The organism is Desulfogranum japonicum DSM 18378, from assembly GCF_000429945.1.
Taxonomy (GTDB): domain Bacteria; phylum Desulfobacterota; class Desulfobulbia; order Desulfobulbales; family Desulfobulbaceae; genus Desulfogranum; species Desulfogranum japonicum.
The window spans coordinates 13,690-35,916 of record NZ_AUCV01000029.1 but is presented as its reverse complement, the minus strand read 5'-3'; the positions used below and the strand labels follow the sequence as shown (position 1 = coordinate 35,916).

Here is a 22,227-nt window from a genome sequence, read left to right as displayed (position 1 = left end):
GTTAGGCTACCTCCTTGACCAATCGTCGTTCACTTTGCATATCGGCAATGATCTGACTCCTGTCAATCTGGGAGATCGCGGCAACCTGCGCAGGATCAAATCCCATGGCTAAGGCCAGAATCTGAGTATAATAAAAGGTGGGGATTGGTTCGAAGTCTATGACTCCGCGTTCTTTCAAAATAGGCTGAGACATATCAAACTGCAGAAAACAGGATGAGCAGGTTGTCACAATAATATCCGGATCAACCTCTTCCTTGATGGAGAACAACTTTTCAGCAAAAAGCTTCAGTGACTTTTCCACATCTGTGGACCGCATACCGCCCATCCCGCAACATGCTTCCAGGCGGGAATAATGGGGGACGTCAGCGCCCGTGGCTTCGCACAGCTCTTTAAGGATGGTCGGGTAATAGGGATTTTCTTCCTTCACCTTATACACATCACTTGGCCAGAGAGTATGACAGCCGGTCTGCACCGCTATTTTCATTCCTTTAAAACTGTATTTCAACTTATCCCGAATCCTGTCTACACCGACCTTGTTATGCAACAAATGGGCAATATGATAGATATCGGAAGTTCCTTTAAATTCTCGGCCGATTTCTGCAAGCTTTGCATTGACCGCAGTACGCCGGGCTTTGTCTTCAAGAAAATGTTTCGCCTCCGAAAGCACACCAAAACAGGAGTTGCAGCCAGTAATGACATCCACCTCCTTTTCTTCAGCGATGGTAATATTACGGCTGGAAACAGCACACCAGGTATCCATATCAAAGGAAGGGGCAGTACCCCAGGCAGGACAACAGGTAGCACCCTCAAGATCTACAGGCTGATAACCGAATTCAGGCAGTATGTTGCGAAACGACTGCTCAATATCCGGTGCTTTCATGGGGATATTGCACCCCAGGTATAATCCTATCTTTTCCATGAATGACTGCCTCCCTTAAAATAAGCCCAACTCACCCATGGGCCCGCTGTTAATCAATGCCTGAATTTCCCGCTGCGCCTTTTCATTATATGCAGACGTAGGTGGTTCTGCAGGCAGCCCGACCTTCTTACGCAACTCCCGAGCATCGGTGAAAACGGCATGGCCGGTTTCGTACAGGTTCATCTGACTGGTTACGGCAGAGGTGGAAAAAGCCATCTCGTTGGCTTGATAGCGCCGAAAGGCAAAAACAACCTCCTGTGGCCTCACATCCTGAGGACAAATTTCAGTACAGCGGTTGCACGCCTGACAGCCCCAGGATGAAGGATCTTCAATGATTTCTTCCAACTCTCCATTAAGCAAATGCCGGATAAGATTTCTGCACAGCAGCGAAAAGCCCGCTTTCACACCGGGACAGACAGCAGAACAGGCACCACACTGTACACAGTTGAGAATACCGTGTCCGCCATACCCCGTAATGGTCTGCACAGCCTCATCGATTTTCTTCTGTTCGATTTTCATAAAGTCCCCCCCTAGGCTGTCAATGCAGCGATCTGTGCAAAAATCTGATCTTCTTCATAGCCATGAAGCACGATAGCAGCCGAAGGACAGGCAGAAGTACACACCCCGCATCCTTTACATGCTGATATTTCAATATGTGCCCGCAACTCGCCACCGAACTCACGCATGGAAATCGCCTTATATGGACAAAGCGGAACACAGATGCCACAGCCGCTGCACACCTCGGTGCGCACTTCTGAAATAATAGGTTCGATCTTGACCTTGCCCTGGGCCAACGGAACCGCTGCTGCTGCCGCTGCTCCTTTTGCCTGGGAAACTGTATCGGGAATATCCTTTGGCCCCTGACAGCATCCAGCCAGGAACAAGCCTTCGGTTGATGTTTCGACTGGACCTAATTTTGGATGTAATTCACGGAAGAATTTTGAACCACAGAATTGCAGACCAAGCTTTTGAGCCAGGGAAGTTGCATCTTCGGGAAGCTCGACAGCTGTAGCTAATATGACAAGGTCAGACTCATATTCAATATTGGTTGCAGACTCCATGTCATAGGCAAGCACGCGGAGCTTATCCTCAGGAAGCATTTCAAGCCCGCCCACTTTTCCTTTAAAAAAGTTGATTCCCATATTGCGTGCGCCGGTATAATACTCGTCGTAATCCTTGCCAGCCGTACGCACATCAATAAAGTGCATGTTAATAACCAGATCCGGATATTTTTCTTTCAACAGTCGGGCCTGCTTAATCATGTACATGCAACAAAAACGGGAGCAGTAGGTATGGAACTTCTTATCCCGTGATCCCATGCAGGAAACAAAGGTAAGAGTCTTTGGTTTTTGATGATCAGAGGGCCGCAACAGCTTGCCCTCTGTAGGGCCGGTGGCACTGATCAAACGTTCCAACTGAAGCGCTGTGATCACATTGGGAGAACTGGGAGCCATCTCCTTAAACCATTCTTTCTCCATCACTTTATACCCTGTAGCCACTACAATCGACCCCACCTCTATTTCTTTAATCGCGCCCTTGGGATCATGGGCAATGGACCGATCAATGGCATTAGCCGGACACACCTTTTCACAGGGGGCCAAAATCTGTTTTCCCGTCTTGGCATTGACCTTGGGGATAGTCCCTATTTCTCTTCCGGCACAGTTCAGACAGTGAGCCATATCAATGACAGCTTTTTTGGGAACAGCCTGGGGGAACATTATGAAAGCAGCGCGTCTTTCAGATAAACCCGCATTAAATTCATCTGGAGTTTTGGCAGGACATTTGGTTGCACAGTCGCCGCAACCGGTGCACTTGGCCCAATCCACATAGGTCTGCTTCTGTCGTACCTTGACGGTAAAATTCCCTATATAGCCGGAGACATCATCCACCTCTGAATAGGTCATGGTCTCAATATTTGGATGATTATAGGCTTCAACCATCATTGGGGTCAGGATACAGGCTGAACAGTCATTGGTAGGAAAGGTCTTATCCAGCTGAGCCATGACCCCGCCAATGGATGGCTGTTTTTCCACCAGATATGTCTTATGCCCCATATTGGCCAATTCAAGCGCTGCGCTGATTCCTCCGATACCGCCACCAATAACCAGGGCTGCGTCGGTAACGTCGACATATTTATCTTCCAAAGATTCCAGATAGCGGGCTTTCGCCACAGCTGAGGCAACCACTTTTTTAGCCTTTTCAGTCGCCCCCTCATGATCATGGCCATGCACCCAACTTGCCTGATCACGAATGTTGGCCATCTCAAAAAGATACTTATTCAATCCTGCCTTCTCTATTGCCGCCCGAAAGATCGGTTCATGGGTACGCGGTGTACAAGCCGCCACTACCACCCTGTCTACCAATCCATCACGTACATCCTGCTTAACCATTTCCTGCCCTGAATCAGAACACATGAACAGGTCTTTTCGTGCGATAACGACGTCCGGGAGAGTTGCTGCAAAATCACGAACCGCCTCTACGTCGATCACGCCGGCAATGTTTGAACCACAATGACATACGTACACGCCGACTTTTGCCATACGGGCCTCCTTATTGGTCTATTGAATTACTCCCTAAAGAATATGATCCCTTAAACAACGAAAATACTGCTTAAAAATCTCCCCCTTGTATACTCTTGAAAAGCATTCATCAAAAAAACTGAACAATAACATCTGTCATTTCGATACTAAGTCCTTTTAAAATCGCTCCTTTTCTAGTATCCAGCCTGTAAAAATCTCGCAACTGTTTTTTTGCACAATTGGCACATCAAATTTTGACAATTTAATAATTAAGACTAATTCGTTTTGTGCAAAAGCACAAATTAGAACACTTGAAAAAAGATAGAATTGTATAACTTTAAACTATTTCAGAATGTTATAAAGAATAGACCACATATTCGTTGCTTAAGCACAGTAAGCACATATAAATTCAATTGATAAAACCAAGAAAGAATATGAATGTGACTGGAATACTTGTTGGACCAGATGAGCAGAAAAGAATGTATTGATTACCTGGGCAGGCAATGCAGAAGCACATCCATACAAAATACGTATTTTAATCGTTCGACGTGAAAAAGATGGGCATTCAGGACACACAGACTGTAAAGTACACAGTAATCAAAATGGTAACTGCGCATAGGGTCAGTGACTAACTCTGGCAACTCTCCTGCTTGATAATTGCCTACAGGGTGGCTGAGATATTAGCAGGCTGGCGTAGCGTAACGCCCCATACGTAAGCCAGGATATTCACGGAAAGATCAGGGGCACTGTAAGCAGTTACTTAAAATAGACCTATCCCGAATTTATAACAGGCATCGGACATCCGGCCAAAGTGAACCAGCGGCTGACTTCTAACGTTCAGCAACAAAGCAGATCGCCAAATTTGGGCGATTTTTTTGAATTTCCCTGAACAACAAACGGGTTTTCAAGTCCACTTTAAAAGGCCCTGGAAAATACGGACTACACATGGTGGTACATGAAAAAAAAAGCAATCGCAGAACAAAGCTGGATACTTTATGACGCTGGCAATTCAGCCTTTGTGTTGGTTATGGTCACAGCCATCATGCCCCTGTTTTTTAAACAATACGCAGCAGCTGATCTCCCTGATGCGGTAAGTACGGCCAACTGGGGTTTTGCAAACTCCACAGCCTCTTTTATCCTGGCCATGCTGTCACCAATCCTTGGAAGCCTTGCAGATTACAAACAGCGAAAAGTCTCCTTTTTCGCTTTCTTTCTTTGCATTGGCCTGTTCTTTACTTTCTGCCTGGCGCTTATCACTCAAGGACAATGGTTGCTCTGCCTGGGTCTTTTTGTTGCCGCACGGGTCGGCTGGGCAGGCGCCAATGTTTTCTATGACGCACTGCTGGTGGATGTTTCTCCTCCAGAACGTATGGACAGGGTTTCAGCCAGAGGATATGGGTATGGCTACATAGGGAGTGTCATTCCCTTCATAGCAGTCATTGGCCTTGTCCTGTCTGCAGGCCTTCAGGGGAGCACACTCCCACCCGATGAAGTAAAAATCGGCTTTGTTATCGTCGGAGTGTGGTGGCTGCTCCTTTCCATCCCGACTCTGTGCACAGTCCGTCAGGTACACGCCCTTCCCGCCCCTGATTCACCGCTTAAAGAAAGTTTTTCCAGACTTTATCAAACAATCAAACACATCAGACAGCACCGTCAGGTCTTTATTTTCCTTCTTGCCTATTTTTTCTATATCGATGGCGTAGGAACCATCATCAGCATGTCCACCGCCTATGGATACGACCTGGGCTTTGACAGTACCCTGCTGATAGCGGTCCTTCTTTATATCCAGGTTGTAGCCTTCCCGTTCGCCCTGCTTTATGGCAAACTTGCAGCCCATTTTTCCGCCCGCAATATGCTTCTTGCCGGTATTGCTGTCTACTCTCTGGTCACCCTTTTGGCTTTTTTTCTCCCCTCACTCGCTGGTCATGGCAGCCAGGTCACTCTGTTCTGGATCATCGCCACCATGGTTGCCTCCTCCATGGGCGGTATTCAGGCTTTGAGTCGCAGCTACTTTGCCAAACTCATTCCCGCTGATCAAAGTGCTGAATTCTTTGGATTTTACAATGTATTCGGCAAGTTCGCCGCTATCAGCGGCCCGCTACTGATGGGCATCGTGGCTCGTCTGACAGGGGAAACACGCTGGGGAATATTGAGCATCCTTCTCTTGTTTGTGCTTGGAGGCTTCATTTTATATCAGACCGATAAACAATAGTTTATGGTAACTACTCACAGGGATAACCGATAAGCTTGAAAGTCTCTCGTCTTTGTAACCGGTTACAGGTGACCTGAGGTTTCGCAAGCAGGCTGGCGCAGCGTATTGTATTATACGTAAACCAGGCTGAACGTGGAAAGATCAGCTACACTGTGGGCTGTTACATTGTATGCATACAGGCCCAGTCATATCTTCATCATAATTTTTTATCATTTTGCCTCTTTTCATAGATTCCCCATGTAACTTGGCGTATACTGGTTACCAGAGAATTCAACCTGATACTCTACAGCGCAGGAGTTACGCCAATGTTCCCATCTCTTGCACATCTGGACCGTTATTACAACGAGGGCACAAGAGCCTATTCCGACCAATCGGCATACACCGAAGCCCAGACACAATTTCAACCAAACTCTGCCACACCCTGCTTTGACCTCACGCTGTTTGCACTGGATTGTGAACAGGTGCATACGTATACGGCAAATCCAGATCCGGCTCTACTCGATTTTTACATGCCGGGTGACAACAAAATTCTTTTCTGTATTCACCCGCAGGTTCTGCAGACGCTTGATAATGATGCATATCTTCGCATCGTAAAAAATTATGGAACCCGGCTGCAGCCACTATGCGTAGAGCCAAGTTCTTCTACCAGAACACTGTATGTAAAGCACTCCGGGCTTCCTCCCCATGCTGCCAAGGTTCACTTTCCATTCAAGGTATCCAGGTATAGCCGTAAAATGCGTGACGAGGTCATTGAGCAGGCAATCAATGTTTCCCACGAATTGGAACAGAGCATACCATCACTGGATACTCAGTTTGCTTTTTTAAGAGAAGTTATTGGCGTTTCCATTAAAAAAACGGCTCTTCACGATGAAACCGTAAAAACCAGAGAGCAGTGGGGCTACCTCATTCGTGAAATGACGCCTTTTCCCCCTTGCCCAGGAAAACAAAAATTCCTGATACCAGGTTTTGCTTTATACGGTACCCAGACCTTTAATCCCGAAAAGAAACCTCTCCTGCTGGACCTCATCGATACCTGTTCTCCATCACAATACCTTCTCGATAACATCATGTTTCCCATCATTCGCCATTGGATAGAGTGTTTTCTCCAGCTGGGCTACATGCTTGAACCCCATGGCCAGAATATCCTGCTGGAAGTAAGCGATACAGGTCACATTCAACGTATCGTCCACCGTGATCTCAGTGTTGGTATAGATATGCGTCGCCGACGTGACAGGGGCATATCCAGTGATACTTGCAACATGTACAATCGCATGGAATCTGGAGAATTTCTCAGTATTACCTATGACATGTTCATGGGACACCATTTCTTTGAGCCTTTGATACAATGCGCTCAACACTATTTCCCAGATCTTAAACTCATGGATTTTCAGGCATCCTGCAAAGAATATTTTGTAGATTTTTTTCCAGAGCACGACCTTTATATGCCTAAAACAATTTATTATTTCAGCTCAAAACGTGACCAATTCAACAAACCCCTATACAAAAACACAGGTAAAAAACCTACATGGAGGCCATAGTGAGAGTCTTTCCATAGATGATGTTTTTTCTTTCATTGGTTCATTTTCTGCCACAGCGCTATCAGTACCTTGGGGCAATCCCCATAGCCATCATCCATAAACCGAAAACACAGGAGGAGTACATGCGACTACGTACCTCAGGAGCCCTCACTCTCAGCCTGGCTGCTGCTTTCTTTTTGACAGGAAGCGCTGCCAACGCAACTGAAGTGGAAGGACAAAAATGCATTACATGTCATGCTGAAAAGCAACCCGGCATTGTGACAGACTGGAAAAACAGTCGGCACAGTGAGGAGGGCGTCTCCTGCATTGATTGCCACAGTGTTGATGCCGACTCCCCGCTGGCGTCACAAGCATGTCCCGGAGTAAAAGGAACAGCAACGTACATAACAGTGGCAGTTACACCAAATGTCTGTGCCAACTGTCATAGTGAGCAAGTTGAACAATTCAATGCCAGCGGGCACTATCGGGCGAGCCTGCAATACCATGCCGAAGACGGACGTAACTATAAAAGTATGAAAGCCCTCATGGAAACCCACGAAGGCCAGGGTATTGAAAAGTTCAAAAACGCTGCGGATATGACGGGCTGCATGCAGTGTCATGGATCAGTCGTTACACTGGGAGCCGACAACAGGCCGAATAAAGAAGGATGGCCTGCCGCAGGAATAGGCACAATCTACCCAGATGGTTCTGTTGGCAACTGTGTAGTCTGCCATACCAGGCACCGTTTCAACCTTGCTGAAGCAAGAAAACCTGCAGCCTGTGCAAGCTGTCACTTGGGACCAGACCATCCTGACATAGAGGTATACAACAACAGCAAACACGGCCATATCTATAACAGCGAAGGCGGTGAATGGAATTATTCCAGCCCAACGGCTTCCTGGGAACCTGGCGACTACCGCGCACCTACCTGTGCAGTGTGTCATCAGAGCGGCATTGGTGAACTTGAAAGCACCCACAACATTTCAGAACGATTGAAATGGAATTTGTGGGCAAAAAGATCAAATATCAGAAACTCTTCAGATCCGCTCAGCATGTTAACCGGCGATGGTGAAAAAGGACGCGCCTTGATGAAACAGGTGTGCAGCAACTGCCACACCAAAACCCACACCGACAACTTCTTTGAGCAGACAGATAATCATATAGAGCTCTACAATGAAGGCTACTTCGATGTGGCAGACAAAATGCTAAAGGAACTCAAGGAAAAAGGGCTGGTTAAAAAGAATCCGTGGGATGATGAATTCCAAAAAATATACTACCACCTGTGGCATCATCAGGGACGGCGCATGCGTCATGGTGCAGCCATGGGAGGACCCGACTATGCCCATTGGCATGGAGTATTTGAGCTGCAACAGGATCTCTATGAACTGAAGCACATCTACAAACAACGCATGGCTGCAGGAAAAATCGAATAATCCCCGCCTGTTTAGGACACACAAAAAAGGGGTACTGTCAAAGCAGTGTCCCTTTTGCCCTCCTCGCCTTTAGGATATCACCGACAGATTCCGCTCCCCTGCCAAAGGGAGACCATACATGAAAAACACTTCGATTGACCGAATACATTTTCTCCAGTATGGTGTATCAAATCAAGCTCATATACCTTTTAAAAAGGAAAACAGCCTTTTACTGGAGTTCTGCCCATGCAGACAGCCCATCGCACTCCCTGCGTTCTCCTTATATTCATCCTCATACTTGTCACACTGAACGGTTGCCGGCAACCTGAAAAAGAGTTTACCTGCACAGATAAACTCGGCTGCGTTCATGTAGGCCCCGGCCAACCGATAAAAATCGGTGTGCTCCAGGCGCTGCACGCCAAAGTTCTCCCCCTTGGCCTCGCACAATTGCATGGGCTGGAATTGGCCCTGGAAAAACACAATAATATTCTTTTAGGCCATCCTATCGCCTTGCAGGTTGAAGATACAGGTTGCACCGCAGAAGGTGGTGCCAATGCCGCCCTTAAAATCATTGCTGACCCTCAAAGCGTTGCCATTTTTGGAACAACATGCTCACAGGCGGCTATGACGGCTTCCCAGGTAATGTCCGACGCAGGGCTCACCATGATATCAGGAAACAATTCATCTCCACACCTGACGTCTGTCAACGGAGTCGCTGGCCAACATTGGCAGCCTGGATTTTTCCGCACTGCTAGCAATGAAGAAAACGCAGGTAAAGCAGCTGCATTCTTTGCCTTTAACAAACTTGGGGTTCGCAAAGCAGCTACGCTCAATGACGGAGACATTTACAGCAAAGGGCTGATCATGAGTTTCAGCAATTCTTTTGCCGAGCTGGGCGGTGAAATTGTCTTGGGAGCAGCCATCGCCAAAGGGGAAACCGAAATGCAGCCTGTCCTTGCTGCGGTTTCTCAAGCCGGTGCCGAGCTCCTTTTTTTTCCGTTATTTCAACCTGAAGGCAACCTAATATTACTACAGGCAAAAGCCAGTCCCGAGCTATCAGATCTGATATTGATGAGCGACGGTGCCCTTATAGAACAAAGTTTCATTGATACGGTGGGCAATAGGGGTATTGGCCTCTACTTTGTTGGTCCACGCCCTCCGGAAGGGGCAAAAACCGAACAGCTCACAACGGCATACCTGCAAAAATTCGGCTCCCTTCCGTCCACCAGCTATTATATCACGGCATATGATGCCGCGGACATGCTCTTCTATGCCATAAAAAACATATCAGTAACCTCGCCTGACGGCAGCCTGTACATTGGCAGACAAGCCTTGCGGAATATGCTTCATTCCATAGCCAATTATGATGCCGTAAGCGGCTCACTTACCTGCGACAGATATGGGGATTGCGGAACCTCCGTATTCAACATTCTTCGCCTGGAAGACCCGAGCGCCGGTGTAAAAGGTCTTGAAAAAAACGTTCTCTATACCTATCCAGAACACCTTTAAACCTTGTGGATCAAACCTGATATGAAAAAACAGCGACTGAATTGGAATGATCTGGGTATAACAACCAAATTCAGTCTGGCTTTTTCTCTGCTCTTCCTGCTTATTCTCCTTATAATCGGCACAGGCCTTATTGCATTTCGCCATATTCACCGGGCAGAAATGAAAATTCATAACAGCATGAAAATAGGCCAGCTGGTTCTGCAAATGGACCGTGGCCTTGAAAGAGCGAAAAGGCTACATGCCAATTTTCTTATTCACTACCCCTATCTTGGCCTCCAAAAAGCCCATGAACAATATGCCCAGCCAGCCATAAGGGAAATCGCTGAAGTCATACGTATCAGCACACGCCTGAAGACCCTTTTATATTCGCAGACACCTGAGCAGAAGGTAACGATCAGCAGGGCTGATTTAAACCTCTATCTCAGCTCTGCCAATCGCTTTGCGGCAACATCCATTGAGGCGGTGGAGCTGATTACACAAAAAGTGGCTCCTGAACGCGGCCTGGAAACCAGACTGAACAATGTCTACCTAGAACTCGACAAGGCTCTTGGTAAATATCCGGATCTACGGGCCATGCATAGAGAAGCATTCTCGTATTTTAAGGATTACCTGCTGAGCCGCCAGCGCTACCTCATGCAGTCTTCAACAAATGCACTTGAAGAGATCCAGGTCACTCTGCGGCACGCATCTCTCAAGCTGCAGGATGCTGAAAGGTTATATCAACTCTTTATTGAGCAGAAAAAACTTTCCAATGCATTACTCGATGTTGATCAAGAACTTGAGGGAAAAATTCGGGATTTTGCACTCCAGGAAGAAACAGTCCGTCCCTTGTCTAAAAAGCTCACCGAATACGTTCAACATCAAATAAACTCCTCTCAAACGGTTATTCAGCAACTTAAGCTGGTCACCGGCGTGGTCATGCTGGCAGCTGCCGTTATTTCCGCGCTGATTCTTTTCTTTATTGCCAAACTGACCCACACAACAATTACAAAAAATATTCTGCTGCTTACCAATACTGCGCAAAAATTTGCAATGGGTGAGCTTGATAACCAGGTACAGATCTATTCCACCGACGAAATCGGCCAGTTAAGTAAAATCTTTAATGCAATGGCATTGCGCCTTAAAAACCTGATCAATAACCTTGAACAGGAAGTGGAAAAACGTACCGCAGAGCTTGCTGCCAGTGAGCAGCGTTTTCGCCATCTGGTCAACGACCTTCCCAAACTCGCTGTACGGGGACTAGATGAAACAAGAAGCATCGTCTATTGGAACAAAGCCTGTGAATTATTCTACGGCTACACCTCAGACGAGGCCCTTGGCAAAAAAGTTGAAGAGTTGCTTCTTCCTCCTGCTCAACGTCCCCAGAGTATGTCTCAGTTCACCAACTGGTTCGAGCACGGTATTATTTTTCCTTCCTCTGAGCAGGAACTCCTCCACAAAAACGGCAATACGGTACCAGTCTACTCCTCACCTGTTATGCAGGTGAACAGCGACCAAAGCAAAACTATCTACTGCGTTGACCTTGACCTTGCCGAGCTGAAACTTGCCCAGGAATCAAGCAGACTGAATGAAGCCTTCTTTCGTCAGATATTTGAACACTCAAGCAGCGGGCTTGCCCTGTGTGAAGCTGTTGACAGAGGCAGAAATTTTCGCATAAGGGAAATGAACCAGGCAGGCATGGATATGAACAACCTGTCAAGGAATACCCTTGCAGGTATGACAATCCTGGACCTCTATCCCTTTGCGGAAGATATAGGCCTACTTCCGTTGATGCGCAAGGTATGGGAAACAGGAGTTCCCCAGCAACATCCAACTTGTCATTACCATGATAAAAACATCGACAGCTGGCGTGACACAAGGGTGTACCGATTGCCCAATTGTGAAATAGTACTCGTCTTTAACGACCTCACTCAACAAAAACAGGCTGAAAATGAAAAACTGGTCATGGAAAAACGGCTGCAACGTGCTCAAAAAATGGAGGCCATAGGCTTGATGGCCGGAGGTGTTGCCCATGATCTCAATAATATTTTAACATCCCTTACCGGGTATCCGGAGCTCATATTGTTGAAGCTGCCGAAAAACAGCGAATTGCGAGAACCAGTCCTTGCACTCAAAGAAGCTGGCGAGCGTTCCGCCGCTGTTGTTGCCGATCTTCTCACCATTGCACGGGGTGTAGCCAGAGTGCAGGAAGTACGCAGCCTGAATGATCTTGTCAATGAATACCTGGGTTCACCGGAGTTTATCAAGCTGAAATCCAACAGTCCCCACATACGTTTTACTTTCAGTTACGAGGACTACCTTCCCCTTATACAGTGTTCTCCTGTCCACGTGAAAAAATGTGTTATGAACCTGGTTTCCAATGCTGCTGAAGCAATTGAAGAGCCAGGAAAAGTACATATATCTACCCAGAGAGTTACCCCTGGGGAGGCACTGTTGCAACGTTATGGCCTGGAGCCGGGTGAATATGCCGTACTCAGGGTGGTTGACACAGGTAAGGGAATCGCCAAGCAGGACATGGAAAACATTTTTGAGCCTTTTTACAGTAAAAAGGCAATGGGAACCAAAAGTGGTTCAGGCCTGGGACTGTCTGTGGTATGGAATACAATGAAAGATCACCAGGGGGCAGCCATTGTTTCCAACACCCCTGATAAAGGTGCTTGCTTTGAATTGTATTTTCCAAGTACTGATAAGCCTGCCGTGCCGCATCCCATTACCGAGCAAGAAGCCTTCTCCGCATCAGGAAGTGGCGAACACATTCTTGTGGTGGAGGATGAACGTCAGCCCCGTGATATTGCGACACGTATGCTGGACCATCTCGGATATGAAACTACAGGGGTAGAAACAGGTGAACAGGCCCTGGAATGGCTTACAAGCAACACCGCCGATCTGGTCATCATTGATATGATCCTTGGACCAGGGATCTCAGGTGAAGAAACTTTCAACCAGATCCACAACCGCAACCCTGAGCAAAAAGCAATACTCATAAGCGGCTTTTCTGAAAGCAGCGCAGTTAAAAATGCACTGGCCCTAGGAGCCCGAGGTTTTCTAAAAAAACCATACAACATCGAAAGGTTAGGAAAAGCAGTGAGGGATGCACTGGACAGTTAAGGGTATGGAAAATAATAAGCACCACAAAATTTCGCAACAAGTCAACAAGGCTGGATAATATATTGTTTTTCCAGAATTTTAAATGAATGTTGCTGCAGCGACCTCAAAAAAAACGGATAACTCAAAAAAATATGAGAAAACGAATACGCATTGATATAGACTACCGAAAAGATTGCTGATGGGGATACACGGACGTGCGGGCACGTCTAACAGATATGACCCCAAGGCAGCAATTCACTTTTCTCTGCGTACCGCTCATGGCTGACGGCATGGATGCAATCATTGCCAATGAAGGTGGAGAAATACTTTACCGCGAAGAACGTAATTATGGTGTGATTATAACGGTTACAAAACTCTCCGTTTAGCCCGCCTTCGCTCCATCTGTTTTATCTCTACCTGTCTGTGGATAAATGATGTAACATCTAAGGCAGTTAGCATACACAACAACTCATCTGTAACCCACGCCATAAACACAAAACTGCCCGTTCAGCATGAGCACGTTTCATGTTTATCGAGAAGCGTTGCTGCACGTTTTCGCCCATGATTTTTTTATGGAGGATATCCCATGCAGTTAATCGGTGGATGGTTTTATCTGTTGTTCGTCTGTTTCGGTGCACTTGCCGGATACACACTGTTCATGCAATACCGAGTTTCTCAATACCGAAAAGAAGTCTGTGGGCTGCGCTCCCGTCTGGAGCAATTGGAAAATCGGTGTAGCTTCAGAGGTACGAATACCATTACTCAAACCGTGTCTCTTTCCTGCCCCAATTGCGGAAAGCCAAGAAAGGCCGATGACCAGCGCTGTCCATACTGTCATGAACCCACATAACTCTTCCTCGAAATATTTTAACAAATGCTTATAAACGGACACTACCGCTTACACTTACAATCTCGGAATCAGAATTGTATAAACAACACTGTACAGATTTTGGAAGGAAAAATTGAAGGAAATGGAGAGGGATACACAATCCGGGGGCAAATCAGTCCTGTAAAAAAGGCGTGTATCAATGGTGTGTTAACCATCACCCAAGGAACAGCAAATGGCTACGCACCTTTAGGAAAATTCAAGGAAGCGACTTTTTACATGGAAGGTGAACTTGATCAAGAGTTGGGTACATTTACCCTCCAAGGGCATGCCTATGGCCACCATGTCATTCATCTCACATGTAAAGGAGAATATGAGTTCACGAAAAATTGGGCAGGATAACGGCCAGCCCCCATGGCTGATCCATGGGGTCGTGCTGACCGTATTGCGCCTTCGAAACAGGCATGGGAAGGAAGATGCTTGCAACAGGCCTGAAGAAGCAACTTTTTTTAAGAGATAACCACTCACAGCACTCTGATCTTTCGGCGATCAAACTGGCTTACATGTGGGCCAACATACTGTGCCAGCCAATTTGCGAAAACTTTAGATCCGCTGTAAGCAGTTACATGGAGAGTATGGAAATTTGCTACAGGAAACGATCAGTTACAGTACCATCCTTTAATGATGGCATAATCCGACTCACTCCAGCAGACTCCCAGATACTCTTCAGGGGCACCTGGACAATTATTCAGGCATTTCATGTCAATATTTCCATTTGCACAATCATTGTCTGTTAAGCAGGAGTCAGAACAATACATGCCTGCACTACTTCCTATGCATGGCCTGTCAAGTTCTGAGCCACTACATTCCTCGGCACCGACGACATCTTTGTATTGACAAATAGAGCTAGGTCCGCAAGTACCTGAACATGTCACTCCCAGGTTCAAATTGTCACACGTTGTTCCATCGCCACCGCAAATCCCGCAGCTATCGACAGTGGCGGTCCCTCCCCAGACCCCATTGCAATCCTGAGTACATGCGATTTGTCCCGTAGTGCCGCCCACACACACGCCGCAATTATCAATGGCCGCAGTGCCCCCCCAGACACCGGAACAATCCTGCGTACACGGCGTATTGCCGGTGTTGCCGCCAACGCAGATATCACAATTGTCCAGATAGGCAGTACCGCCAATCACTCCAGCACAGTCCTTTTTAGAACCAATAATACCAGGCAGAAACAGATTCCAATCGGTATTTTCCTCACCAATACAGTACTGGCTCCCCAAAAGGCTGCAAAAAACAATAACCCAGGAAAATATTTTTTTCATAATTCCAATACACACCTTCTTCATTAGTATTTATTCTTGAATTAAGCACCTGTCTTTAAGGGCATTTTACAATCCTTCACAGAGTAGTCTACCACAACCTGCACAAAGACCTGTACACGTACACAGGGCCTCACCTCCACAGCAAAATATAGCCGTAAGATAACCTGGCTGAAACCACTCTGTTTTAGACCACCGCCACCACAGAATATAGAAGATTAAGTAACTTCTCAAAGACAGGGGAGTTGCCAAGCTTACTCACTACCCCTATGAATATTTACAAGATTGAAGTCGTTAACGCTATTCTAAAAACATCAGACTACTGCCGTGGAGTCAACAGCATGGATTCCACATATGGGCCAACCATGTTCCAGTTAACGCATGGCCTGGAAAACCCCTGGGGATGGATAGTCGGACATCCTACAGCGGCATCGTCTATATAGACATTTCCATACGCCTTTGGACTTGAAGTCCAGGAATCCTGAGAAGGATTATGATTGATGCCAAACAGCACTACTCCCTCTTGCTGGAGATACTGAACAGCTTCTGTAAGAACATCCCCATAGGGCATTCCATCTGACCGCATTGTAAACAGGATCAGTTTGGCATCAAGCTCAATAAACCGTTTCAACCATCTGATTGCACCGGGCACCGGTTCTCCCAATCTGGGGAACTGATGATCTACAATGGTTCCATCAAAATCGACACAGACATACATGGCATGTTCACTTGAAAGACTCGATTTCCAACAGCCTTGCCGTAAAATCTTGAGAACTTTCCCAAATTGATCAAACATTTTTAAACATGAGTTCATCATGTGAAGACATATTCTGCATTGCCCGGTTCAGAAAAAGGGAGGGAGTTCAGGAAAACTCAAACGAATTAACAGATATTCAGGCCAGCTGCTCAATTTACGCTATAACTTCTGCACCTAACTTTACATACAAACATATATACAGCCACTTACGCAAGCCCGTCTCAGAAAAAATTATGAAATCAAACTAAATCAAACAGATAGACGTTAACGACAGTACAAGACAGTCCTCTCGTGTCCTGCTTCGTCCAGATTAAAAAAAGGCTGCAGATCCGATGGATCTGCAGCCTTTGTATTATCTTTTCAAGGGAGAATTACTATCTCCAGCGATCAAGACGTCCCCTATGCCAGTCCTGGGGAGGAGGAGGGGGATAATGTACAAAATGCTGTCCCTGACCATGATGTGGAGGTCTATGCCACTGATTTTGGGTAGGGTACCTGTGGTCAGGCCTGTAATCCCTGCCATTATAATATCCGGGCTTCCCGTGAGGACGCCCATGATAGGTTGTTGTTGTGGTGGTAGTAGTGGTCGTTGTGGTTGTTACCTGGGGCCTGCGATGTGGCTTGGGTCTGTGCATCGGACGAAAATGCGGTCCCCGGCCTGAATCATCAATAACCATACTCATGCCAAGTTCAGGAGCATTAATGGATACGCTTACACCTTTATGATGATGTCCTGCTTCTGCTGCGCCTGGAACCGCAGCCCAGATAGCCATTGCAAACACACTACAAACACTTAATGTCTTAAGATATCTTTTCATTTGTTCACCTATTTCCTTGTCTTACGGGAATGAACTCATTAACATCCTTCGACTGCTGATGTTGTTTTTTTGGATTTTGTTTTCAATTTGACGGTATCACCCGTGGAAAGCCCTTCAACCTGATCGCATTGCAAGGTGAGTTGCTCACCTTCAATGGCAGTGATCTCACAGATTTGGGATTTTGCCATGACCGCTGTTGAGATGAAAACAGATACAAAAGTTACCAGAGTGACGACCAATGTTTTTTTCATGAGGCTTCCTCCTTAGTCAGTATTTGTGTGATTACATTTTTTGCCTCGTTTGTGATTCCACTGTAAGGGATTGGTCATTGCCTGTCAGCCGACATATATGGACATCGGACCCGACATAGGGTGATGTCGACCCGACGTAACCACATAATATCAACACTTTATAAAAATATAGGGTATATACAAAGCAGAATGATTCAGGGATGCGCCGTTGTGGAACCTCATTGTTTTAGCTTGCATCGCGACATGTCCATACGGACACGGACACCAGGATGTCCACAAGGAAAAAACTGATGAGCAAAATAGCACGGCCACACATTTCTCTAAATGAACCAGAAGGTTATCAGGGAAGTAGCATTTTTACTCAGATCAAGACATTTCAGAAAAATCGGCCCAGCCATATACGGCATATTGTGGGCATTATTTTCCTAAAACGCTTTGAGCTGTGGAAAAAGGGTACTCTCAGACATCCTCCTGGATCTCTGTATCAGCCCCAACCATGCAGGATCGTTACCTATGAGTAGTGTGCAAATTGATGGTGATGCAGTTCGCTCCCTGAGGGAAGAAAAAGGATTAACCCAACTTTACCTGGCCACTGTCGTTGGTGTGACCACCGATACCATTTCCAGATGGGAAAACCGCAAATACCCCTCTATAAAATTTGAGAATGCCGAAAAACTTGCCCAGGCGCTGGAGGTAGAAATTGATCAAATCCTTGATGCAGACAATGAAGAAAAGTATGAGGAGCAGGAAGAGCAGACAACCGACGTAGAGAGCCCGGAAATTCTGCAGGAAGACGAACAGGGTGAAAAACAGGATGATGCTGAAGCTCCGTTGGAAAAGAACTCTTCTTTTTTAACTCATTTTTCCAAAAGGACGATGATATTTTCAGGAATAATAATACTCCTTCTCTGCATTATCGCCCTCCTGCTTGCACTGAATCTGACCAGGGACAATACCACTTCGCCTAATATTACTGCGGTACGTACCGCTCCTACACACACCGGTCCGAACCAGCCATTTCCAGTCATTGTACGTGTCCGGGGCGATAAAGATCTCGAACTGCCGATTCTCTTGCGGGAAGAAATAGAGGGCTATGCAACCGCAGAAAGCCTTTCAGGGAAATCCCGCAATCATCAATTTGAGACCAAACCACGATGGATCGGGAAATTACAAGATGGTAAAGCTGCATTTTTATACATGGTCATTCCCGATGCAAAAACAACCCACACAGACACGATCCGTTTTTTTGGAAATTGCATGTCAGGAGAAACGCATCAACATGGAGAAAAAATAACAGGTCAATCCGTTGTTGCCATCGCCCCTTTTCACTGGGCTGATGTTGACCGAAATTACATCATCACAGACAACGAAATATTAAAGGCTTACGAAGAATACACCATCCCAGGAAGCATTGGTTTTGATTTCAGCGAGGCAGAAACTCTATGGCTGGCTGGGCGATATTTTTGGGATGAAAACACAAAAACCTTTCAGCCACAGCCCCAACAATGAGAGGAGCTTCCATGAAGTATTATCTTACATTCCTGTTCTCATGCCTATTCCTGTTACAGCCGACCTTCAGCCTGGCAAAACCGGAGGTCTCCGCAAATTACCAGGGCAAAGGAAACTCTGCCACTATCAGTGTCAAAGTCGGATCACCGGCTCCCATGGCGTTTATCATTCTGCAGACGGCCCCTCCAGGGGTGAAATTGGTTTCTGCCACCCCCAAACCCGTCAATGGCTTAGGCAGTTCCTCTGCAAAATGGCTTTTCAAGCAACCTCGAAGCGGCAGCTACACGATCAGCATGCAATTTTCAAAACCTGTCTCGCCCGGGCAACTCCAGGGTGAAATCCGGTACAGACATCCAGGTAACCAGGCCATGATCACGAAAAAAATCCACTGATAACATATCACTATGGCCCGCACCTGATATTTAAGCTACTATACGTATAAAGTAAAATATAACTCGTATCCGAGTTCCGTTCCCGGAGCTGATAAAACATTAAACCAGAGAAGGAGATCAGGATGTATATCGGCAGGATAATGCACACGGATTTAATCACGGTTCAGCCGAAAACCACCCTCGTTGAAGCACGTGATATCTTGGCTGAAAATGATGTAGACCACCTTCTGGTAGTAAATACCAAAGGCCAGCTGGTAGGGGTGATCTCTGATCGTGACCTGAAACAAAACTGGGCTTCGCCAGCTACAGCGTTGTCCACACATGAGCTTAATTATCTGCTGGAAAAGGTGGAGGTGGGCATGATCATGGTTAAAACGGTCATCACCGCCTCTCCGGACACCACCATTGAACGGGCCGCCTACATCATGCAAACCAACAATATCAGCTGCCTCCCTGTCAAGGACGGAGAGAATCTTGTGGGGATTATCACAAGTACTGATGTTATGGGCACACTGCTTGAGGCCATTGGAATGAGTGAGAGCAGTGTACGTCTCACGTTGTACGTACAAGATAATGTTGGAGAGCTTGCCAAAATTACCGATGTTTTCCAAGAAGCTGATATCAATATACAGAGTCTTATCAGCTGGCCTGTAAAAAATCATCCGGGGATAATACAGCTGGTCATGCGTATTGACGGTGAAGATGGGGCACAATCGGTCATTGCCCTTGAAAAAGCAGGGTTTAAGGTGGCAACCAAATATGTGAAAGATATTGAGCCTTACCTTCCCCAGCGCCCTTGAAAACAGCATTTTCCCAGGTAAAATGCACAGCTGCATTTTACCTGGAACACAGTTTCTATCATTTGTCTTCAGACAAACACTCAGACCAAGGCATTACAGAAAAACAAGCACTTCCATTCACTTGATATGGCGAGCATTATTATTCCAAAGTAAGAACCACAGAAAATAATACCTCTCCACAACAGCCTCCCAGGCAATACTCAATTCTCTCCACATTTTATTATACCTGTGGTCATCTGGCGCAGATCATCTTCCAACAGAGTTTCATGCTCCAGCAGGTATAGAGCACATTCCTCAAGCAGGGAATGATTGCTTTCCAGGATGCTTACGGTTTTACTGAACATATCATCAATAATGCGGCGAACAGCCGCATCAATTCGCTCAGCTGTCTGGTCGCTCAACGAGCATCCCCCACCGTATGGATGCCCTTCCTGGCCAAGAAAGTTTTGATGGGAATCCTCATAAACAACATGACCGATCTGCTCATCCATACCGTACTTGGTTACCATGTTTCGGGCGATATCCGTCACCCGTTGTAAATCATCGGATGCACCGGTGGAAAGATGATCGAAAACAAGCTTCTCGGCAGCTCGTCCACCCAGAAGAACAGCAATCTTGTTGAGCAGTTCCTCCCTGGTCATGAGAAATCTGTCTTCGGTTGGACGCTGCATCGTATAGCCCAATGCCCCGATACCTCTGGGAATTATGGAGATCTTATGCACAGGATCCATACCTGGCAGTGCAAGGGCCGTAAGAGCATGTCCGACCTCATGGTAGGCCACAATCTCTCGTTCCCTGGGATTCAGCAGACGATTTTTCTTTTCCAGCCCGGCAATAATACGCTCTATGGCATTGGTGAAATCATCCATACTCACTTGGTCTGCAGATCTCCTTGTGGCCAGGAGTGCTGCTTCATTTACCAGATTGGCAAGATCTGCCCCTGAAAAACCTGTAGTCAGATCAGCCACTTTCTCAGCTTCCACATCATCGCCAACGCTCACCTTACGCATGTGAACCTTTAAAATAGCCACCCGGCCAACCTTATCCGGTCTATCAACCAGTACCTGCCGGTCAAAACGACCTGCCCTAAGAAGCGCAGGATCGAGCACTTCCGGACGGTTGGTAGCTGCAAGAAGCACCAAGCCACTGGTGGGATCAAAACCATCGAGTTCTACCAGCAGCTGATTCAATGTCTGTTCACGTTCATCATTCCCCCCCATGCCAGCTGCGGTACGAGCGCGCCCCAAGGCATCAAGCTCATCAACAAAGATAATGGCCGGCGCGGATTTTTTTGCCTGTTCAAAGAGATCTCGTACACGGGCAGCACCAACCCCCACGAACATCTCAACAAACTCTGAACCGCTGATGGAAAAAAAAGGTACTGAAGCCTCTCCTGCAACTGCCCGTGCCAGAAGAGTTTTTCCTGTACCTGGAGGGCCTACCAGAAGAATACCCTTAGGCATTCTGGCTCCAAGGCGGCCATATTGTTCAGGTGTCTTCAGGAAATTGATAATCTCTTCCAGTTCTGCTTTGCTCTCTTCGACGCCAGCCACATCTTCAAAAGATACCCCTGTCTCCTGTTCAACATAGATTTTGGCTTTAGATTTTCCAATGTTCATAAATCCACCGCCCAAGCCCTGCTTTTCAGCAAATTTACGCATCAGGATAAACCAGATACCAACAAAGACCAGAGCGGGAACCACCCAGGATAAAAGTGTTGCCAGGAATTTACTCTCCCTCACCTGGGTAAAAGGGACATCATACCGGGAAAGCTGTTCTGCCAGTTTAGGGTCAACACGATTTGCAAGGACAACTGTTTTGCCATGCTCATCAGGCTTTTTCAAATGTCCGGAGATATAGTTTTCACGAATACTCAACTCTTCAACTTTACCTTCGGAAAGTAACTTTTCCAGTTCGCTGTAAGGTACAAGCTGAATAGTCTGCTGCTGCACCCAAAACTCATGCAGCATGAGAATGCCAAACAATGCGATAAACGCATAAATGAGATTAAAACGAACCTTGTTATCCATTTTTTCCTGTGTTGTTTTCTCTGTTTGATTCAATGCCTGGCTTGAAAGACCCAATGTCCAACTCTACAAAGCATTCTGTTCAAGAAAGGGTCGCGGAAGGATCAAGTGCACAGTGAACAGTCACGTTTTCAACCGGCCTATACACTCCATAATCTGTATGCAGTCTTCTATAACATAGTCTTTAAACTAGAAAAAAACAGGGAGTTTTCGGGTAATTCAAAAATCAGTTGCGATATATGAACTTCACCGGCAATAGTATGACTACCTATAGACAGGGGGTGCACGTTATGGGAATACTGAAGAGTTCACAGGCAGGAATCTGAAAAAACGTGCAAGAAGATACA

The 22,227-nt window shown here is 46.5% G+C and carries 20 protein-coding genes; 11 read left to right on the top strand and 9 right to left on the bottom strand.

The features are described from left to right. Position 1 precedes the first annotated feature (1 nt). From G493_RS29240 to G493_RS0113665, 3 genes are read right to left on the bottom strand one after another with little or no spacing between them, the layout of a single operon-like run. Positions 2–919 carry a CoB--CoM heterodisulfide reductase iron-sulfur subunit B family protein gene (locus tag G493_RS29240; protein WP_035274493.1) on the bottom strand — a complete coding sequence of 306 codons (918 nt, stop codon included), beginning with the start codon at positions 917–919 and terminating at the stop codon, positions 2–4. A 15-nt stretch (positions 920–934) separates the two neighbouring features. Next, complete coding sequence (locus tag G493_RS0113670; protein WP_035274492.1) at positions 935–1,438, bottom strand: 4Fe-4S dicluster domain-containing protein; 504 nt, start codon at positions 1,436–1,438, stop codon at positions 935–937. A gap of 11 nt (positions 1,439–1,449) precedes the next feature. Beyond that, positions 1,450–3,459, bottom strand: coding sequence for a CoB--CoM heterodisulfide reductase iron-sulfur subunit A family protein (locus G493_RS0113665; RefSeq protein WP_028580856.1), 2,010 nt, complete (start codon positions 3,457–3,459; stop codon positions 1,450–1,452). A gap of 934 nt (positions 3,460–4,393) precedes the next feature. Here G493_RS0113665 and G493_RS0113660 point away from each other — a divergent pair. The 6 genes from G493_RS0113660 to G493_RS33440 all read left to right on the top strand — a co-directional run bounded on the left by G493_RS0113660 (position 4,394) and on the right by G493_RS33440 (position 13,561). Beyond that, on the top strand, positions 4,394–5,650 hold the full coding sequence (locus G493_RS0113660; RefSeq protein WP_028580855.1) for an MFS transporter: 1,257 nt from the start codon (positions 4,394–4,396) through the stop codon (positions 5,648–5,650). Positions 5,651–5,955: 305 nt separating this feature from the next. Beyond that, the gene (locus G493_RS0113655) at positions 5,956–7,188 is read left to right on the top strand and encodes an IucA/IucC family C-terminal-domain containing protein (RefSeq protein WP_028580854.1); all 1,233 of its coding nucleotides are present in this window, start codon (positions 5,956–5,958) and stop codon (positions 7,186–7,188) included. 122 nt (positions 7,189–7,310) lie between these two features. Beyond that, complete coding sequence (locus G493_RS0113650) at positions 7,311–8,600, top strand: multiheme c-type cytochrome (RefSeq protein WP_028580853.1); 1,290 nt, start codon at positions 7,311–7,313, stop codon at positions 8,598–8,600. A 225-nt stretch (positions 8,601–8,825) separates the two neighbouring features. Continuing rightward, a complete protein-coding gene (locus tag G493_RS29235) occupies positions 8,826–10,088 on the top strand; it encodes a branched-chain amino acid ABC transporter substrate-binding protein (protein WP_051309293.1) in 1,263 nt (420 codons plus the stop codon). A 21-nt stretch (positions 10,089–10,109) separates the two neighbouring features. Beyond that, positions 10,110–13,196: a response regulator gene (locus G493_RS0113640; protein ID WP_028580852.1), complete on the top strand. Its 3,087-nt coding sequence runs from the start codon at positions 10,110–10,112 to the stop codon at positions 13,194–13,196. Between the two features lie 194 nt (positions 13,197–13,390). Then, positions 13,391–13,561 (top strand): hypothetical protein, encoded by a 171-nt coding sequence (locus tag G493_RS33440; protein WP_153306522.1) that lies wholly within the window; start codon positions 13,391–13,393, stop codon positions 13,559–13,561. A gap of 206 nt (positions 13,562–13,767) precedes the next feature. On the opposite strand, the gene G493_RS0113630 is transcribed toward G493_RS33440, so the two are convergent. Next, positions 13,768–14,013, bottom strand: coding sequence for a hypothetical protein (locus G493_RS0113630; RefSeq protein ID WP_028580851.1), 246 nt, complete (start codon positions 14,011–14,013; stop codon positions 13,768–13,770). Between the two features lie 111 nt (positions 14,014–14,124). Here G493_RS0113630 and G493_RS0113625 point away from each other — a divergent pair, with 111 nt between their 5' ends. Next, positions 14,125–14,403 carry a GrlR family regulatory protein gene (locus G493_RS0113625; RefSeq protein ID WP_028580850.1) on the top strand — a complete coding sequence of 93 codons (279 nt, stop codon included), beginning with the start codon at positions 14,125–14,127 and terminating at the stop codon, positions 14,401–14,403. Beyond that, positions 14,375–14,521, top strand: a complete 147-nt coding sequence (locus G493_RS33840; protein ID WP_153306521.1) for a hypothetical protein — start codon at positions 14,375–14,377, stop codon at positions 14,519–14,521. Before G493_RS0113625 ends, G493_RS33840 begins: the two co-directional genes overlap by 29 nt. 139 nt (positions 14,522–14,660) lie before the next feature. On the opposite strand, the gene G493_RS33430 is transcribed toward G493_RS33840, so the two are convergent. The 4 genes from G493_RS33430 to extJ form a co-directional block, all read right to left on the bottom strand. Beyond that, complete coding sequence (locus G493_RS33430; RefSeq protein WP_153306520.1) at positions 14,661–15,329, bottom strand: hypothetical protein; 669 nt, start codon at positions 15,327–15,329, stop codon at positions 14,661–14,663. A gap of 316 nt (positions 15,330–15,645) precedes the next feature. Beyond that, a complete protein-coding gene (locus G493_RS29230) occupies positions 15,646–16,143 on the bottom strand; it encodes a hypothetical protein (protein WP_205623682.1) in 498 nt (165 codons plus the stop codon). 314 nt (positions 16,144–16,457) lie between these two features. Then, the gene (locus G493_RS0113605) at positions 16,458–16,901 is read right to left on the bottom strand and encodes a hypothetical protein (protein ID WP_028580847.1); all 444 of its coding nucleotides are present in this window, start codon (positions 16,899–16,901) and stop codon (positions 16,458–16,460) included. Between the two features lie 38 nt (positions 16,902–16,939). Continuing rightward, positions 16,940–17,152 (bottom strand): selenite/tellurite reduction operon protein ExtJ, encoded by a 213-nt coding sequence (gene extJ, locus G493_RS0113600; RefSeq protein ID WP_028580846.1) that lies wholly within the window; start codon positions 17,150–17,152, stop codon positions 16,940–16,942. A gap of 513 nt (positions 17,153–17,665) precedes the next feature. Between extJ and G493_RS0113590 the strand changes: the two genes are divergently transcribed. From G493_RS0113590 to G493_RS0113580, 3 genes are all read left to right on the top strand, one after another. Beyond that, the gene (locus G493_RS0113590; RefSeq protein WP_028580844.1) at positions 17,666–18,661 is read left to right on the top strand and encodes a helix-turn-helix transcriptional regulator; all 996 of its coding nucleotides are present in this window, start codon (positions 17,666–17,668) and stop codon (positions 18,659–18,661) included. An 11-nt stretch (positions 18,662–18,672) separates the two neighbouring features. Next, complete coding sequence (locus G493_RS0113585) at positions 18,673–19,053, top strand: hypothetical protein (protein WP_028580843.1); 381 nt, start codon at positions 18,673–18,675, stop codon at positions 19,051–19,053. Between the two features lie 140 nt (positions 19,054–19,193). Beyond that, a complete protein-coding gene (locus G493_RS0113580) occupies positions 19,194–19,853 on the top strand; it encodes a CBS and ACT domain-containing protein (protein WP_232363765.1) in 660 nt (219 codons plus the stop codon). A 200-nt stretch (positions 19,854–20,053) separates the two neighbouring features. Here the strand turns inward: G493_RS0113580 and ftsH are convergent, their stop codons facing one another. Then, the gene (gene ftsH / locus G493_RS0113575; RefSeq protein ID WP_028580841.1) at positions 20,054–21,883 is read right to left on the bottom strand and encodes an ATP-dependent zinc metalloprotease FtsH; all 1,830 of its coding nucleotides are present in this window, start codon (positions 21,881–21,883) and stop codon (positions 20,054–20,056) included. Positions 21,884–22,227: the final 344 nt, after the last annotated feature.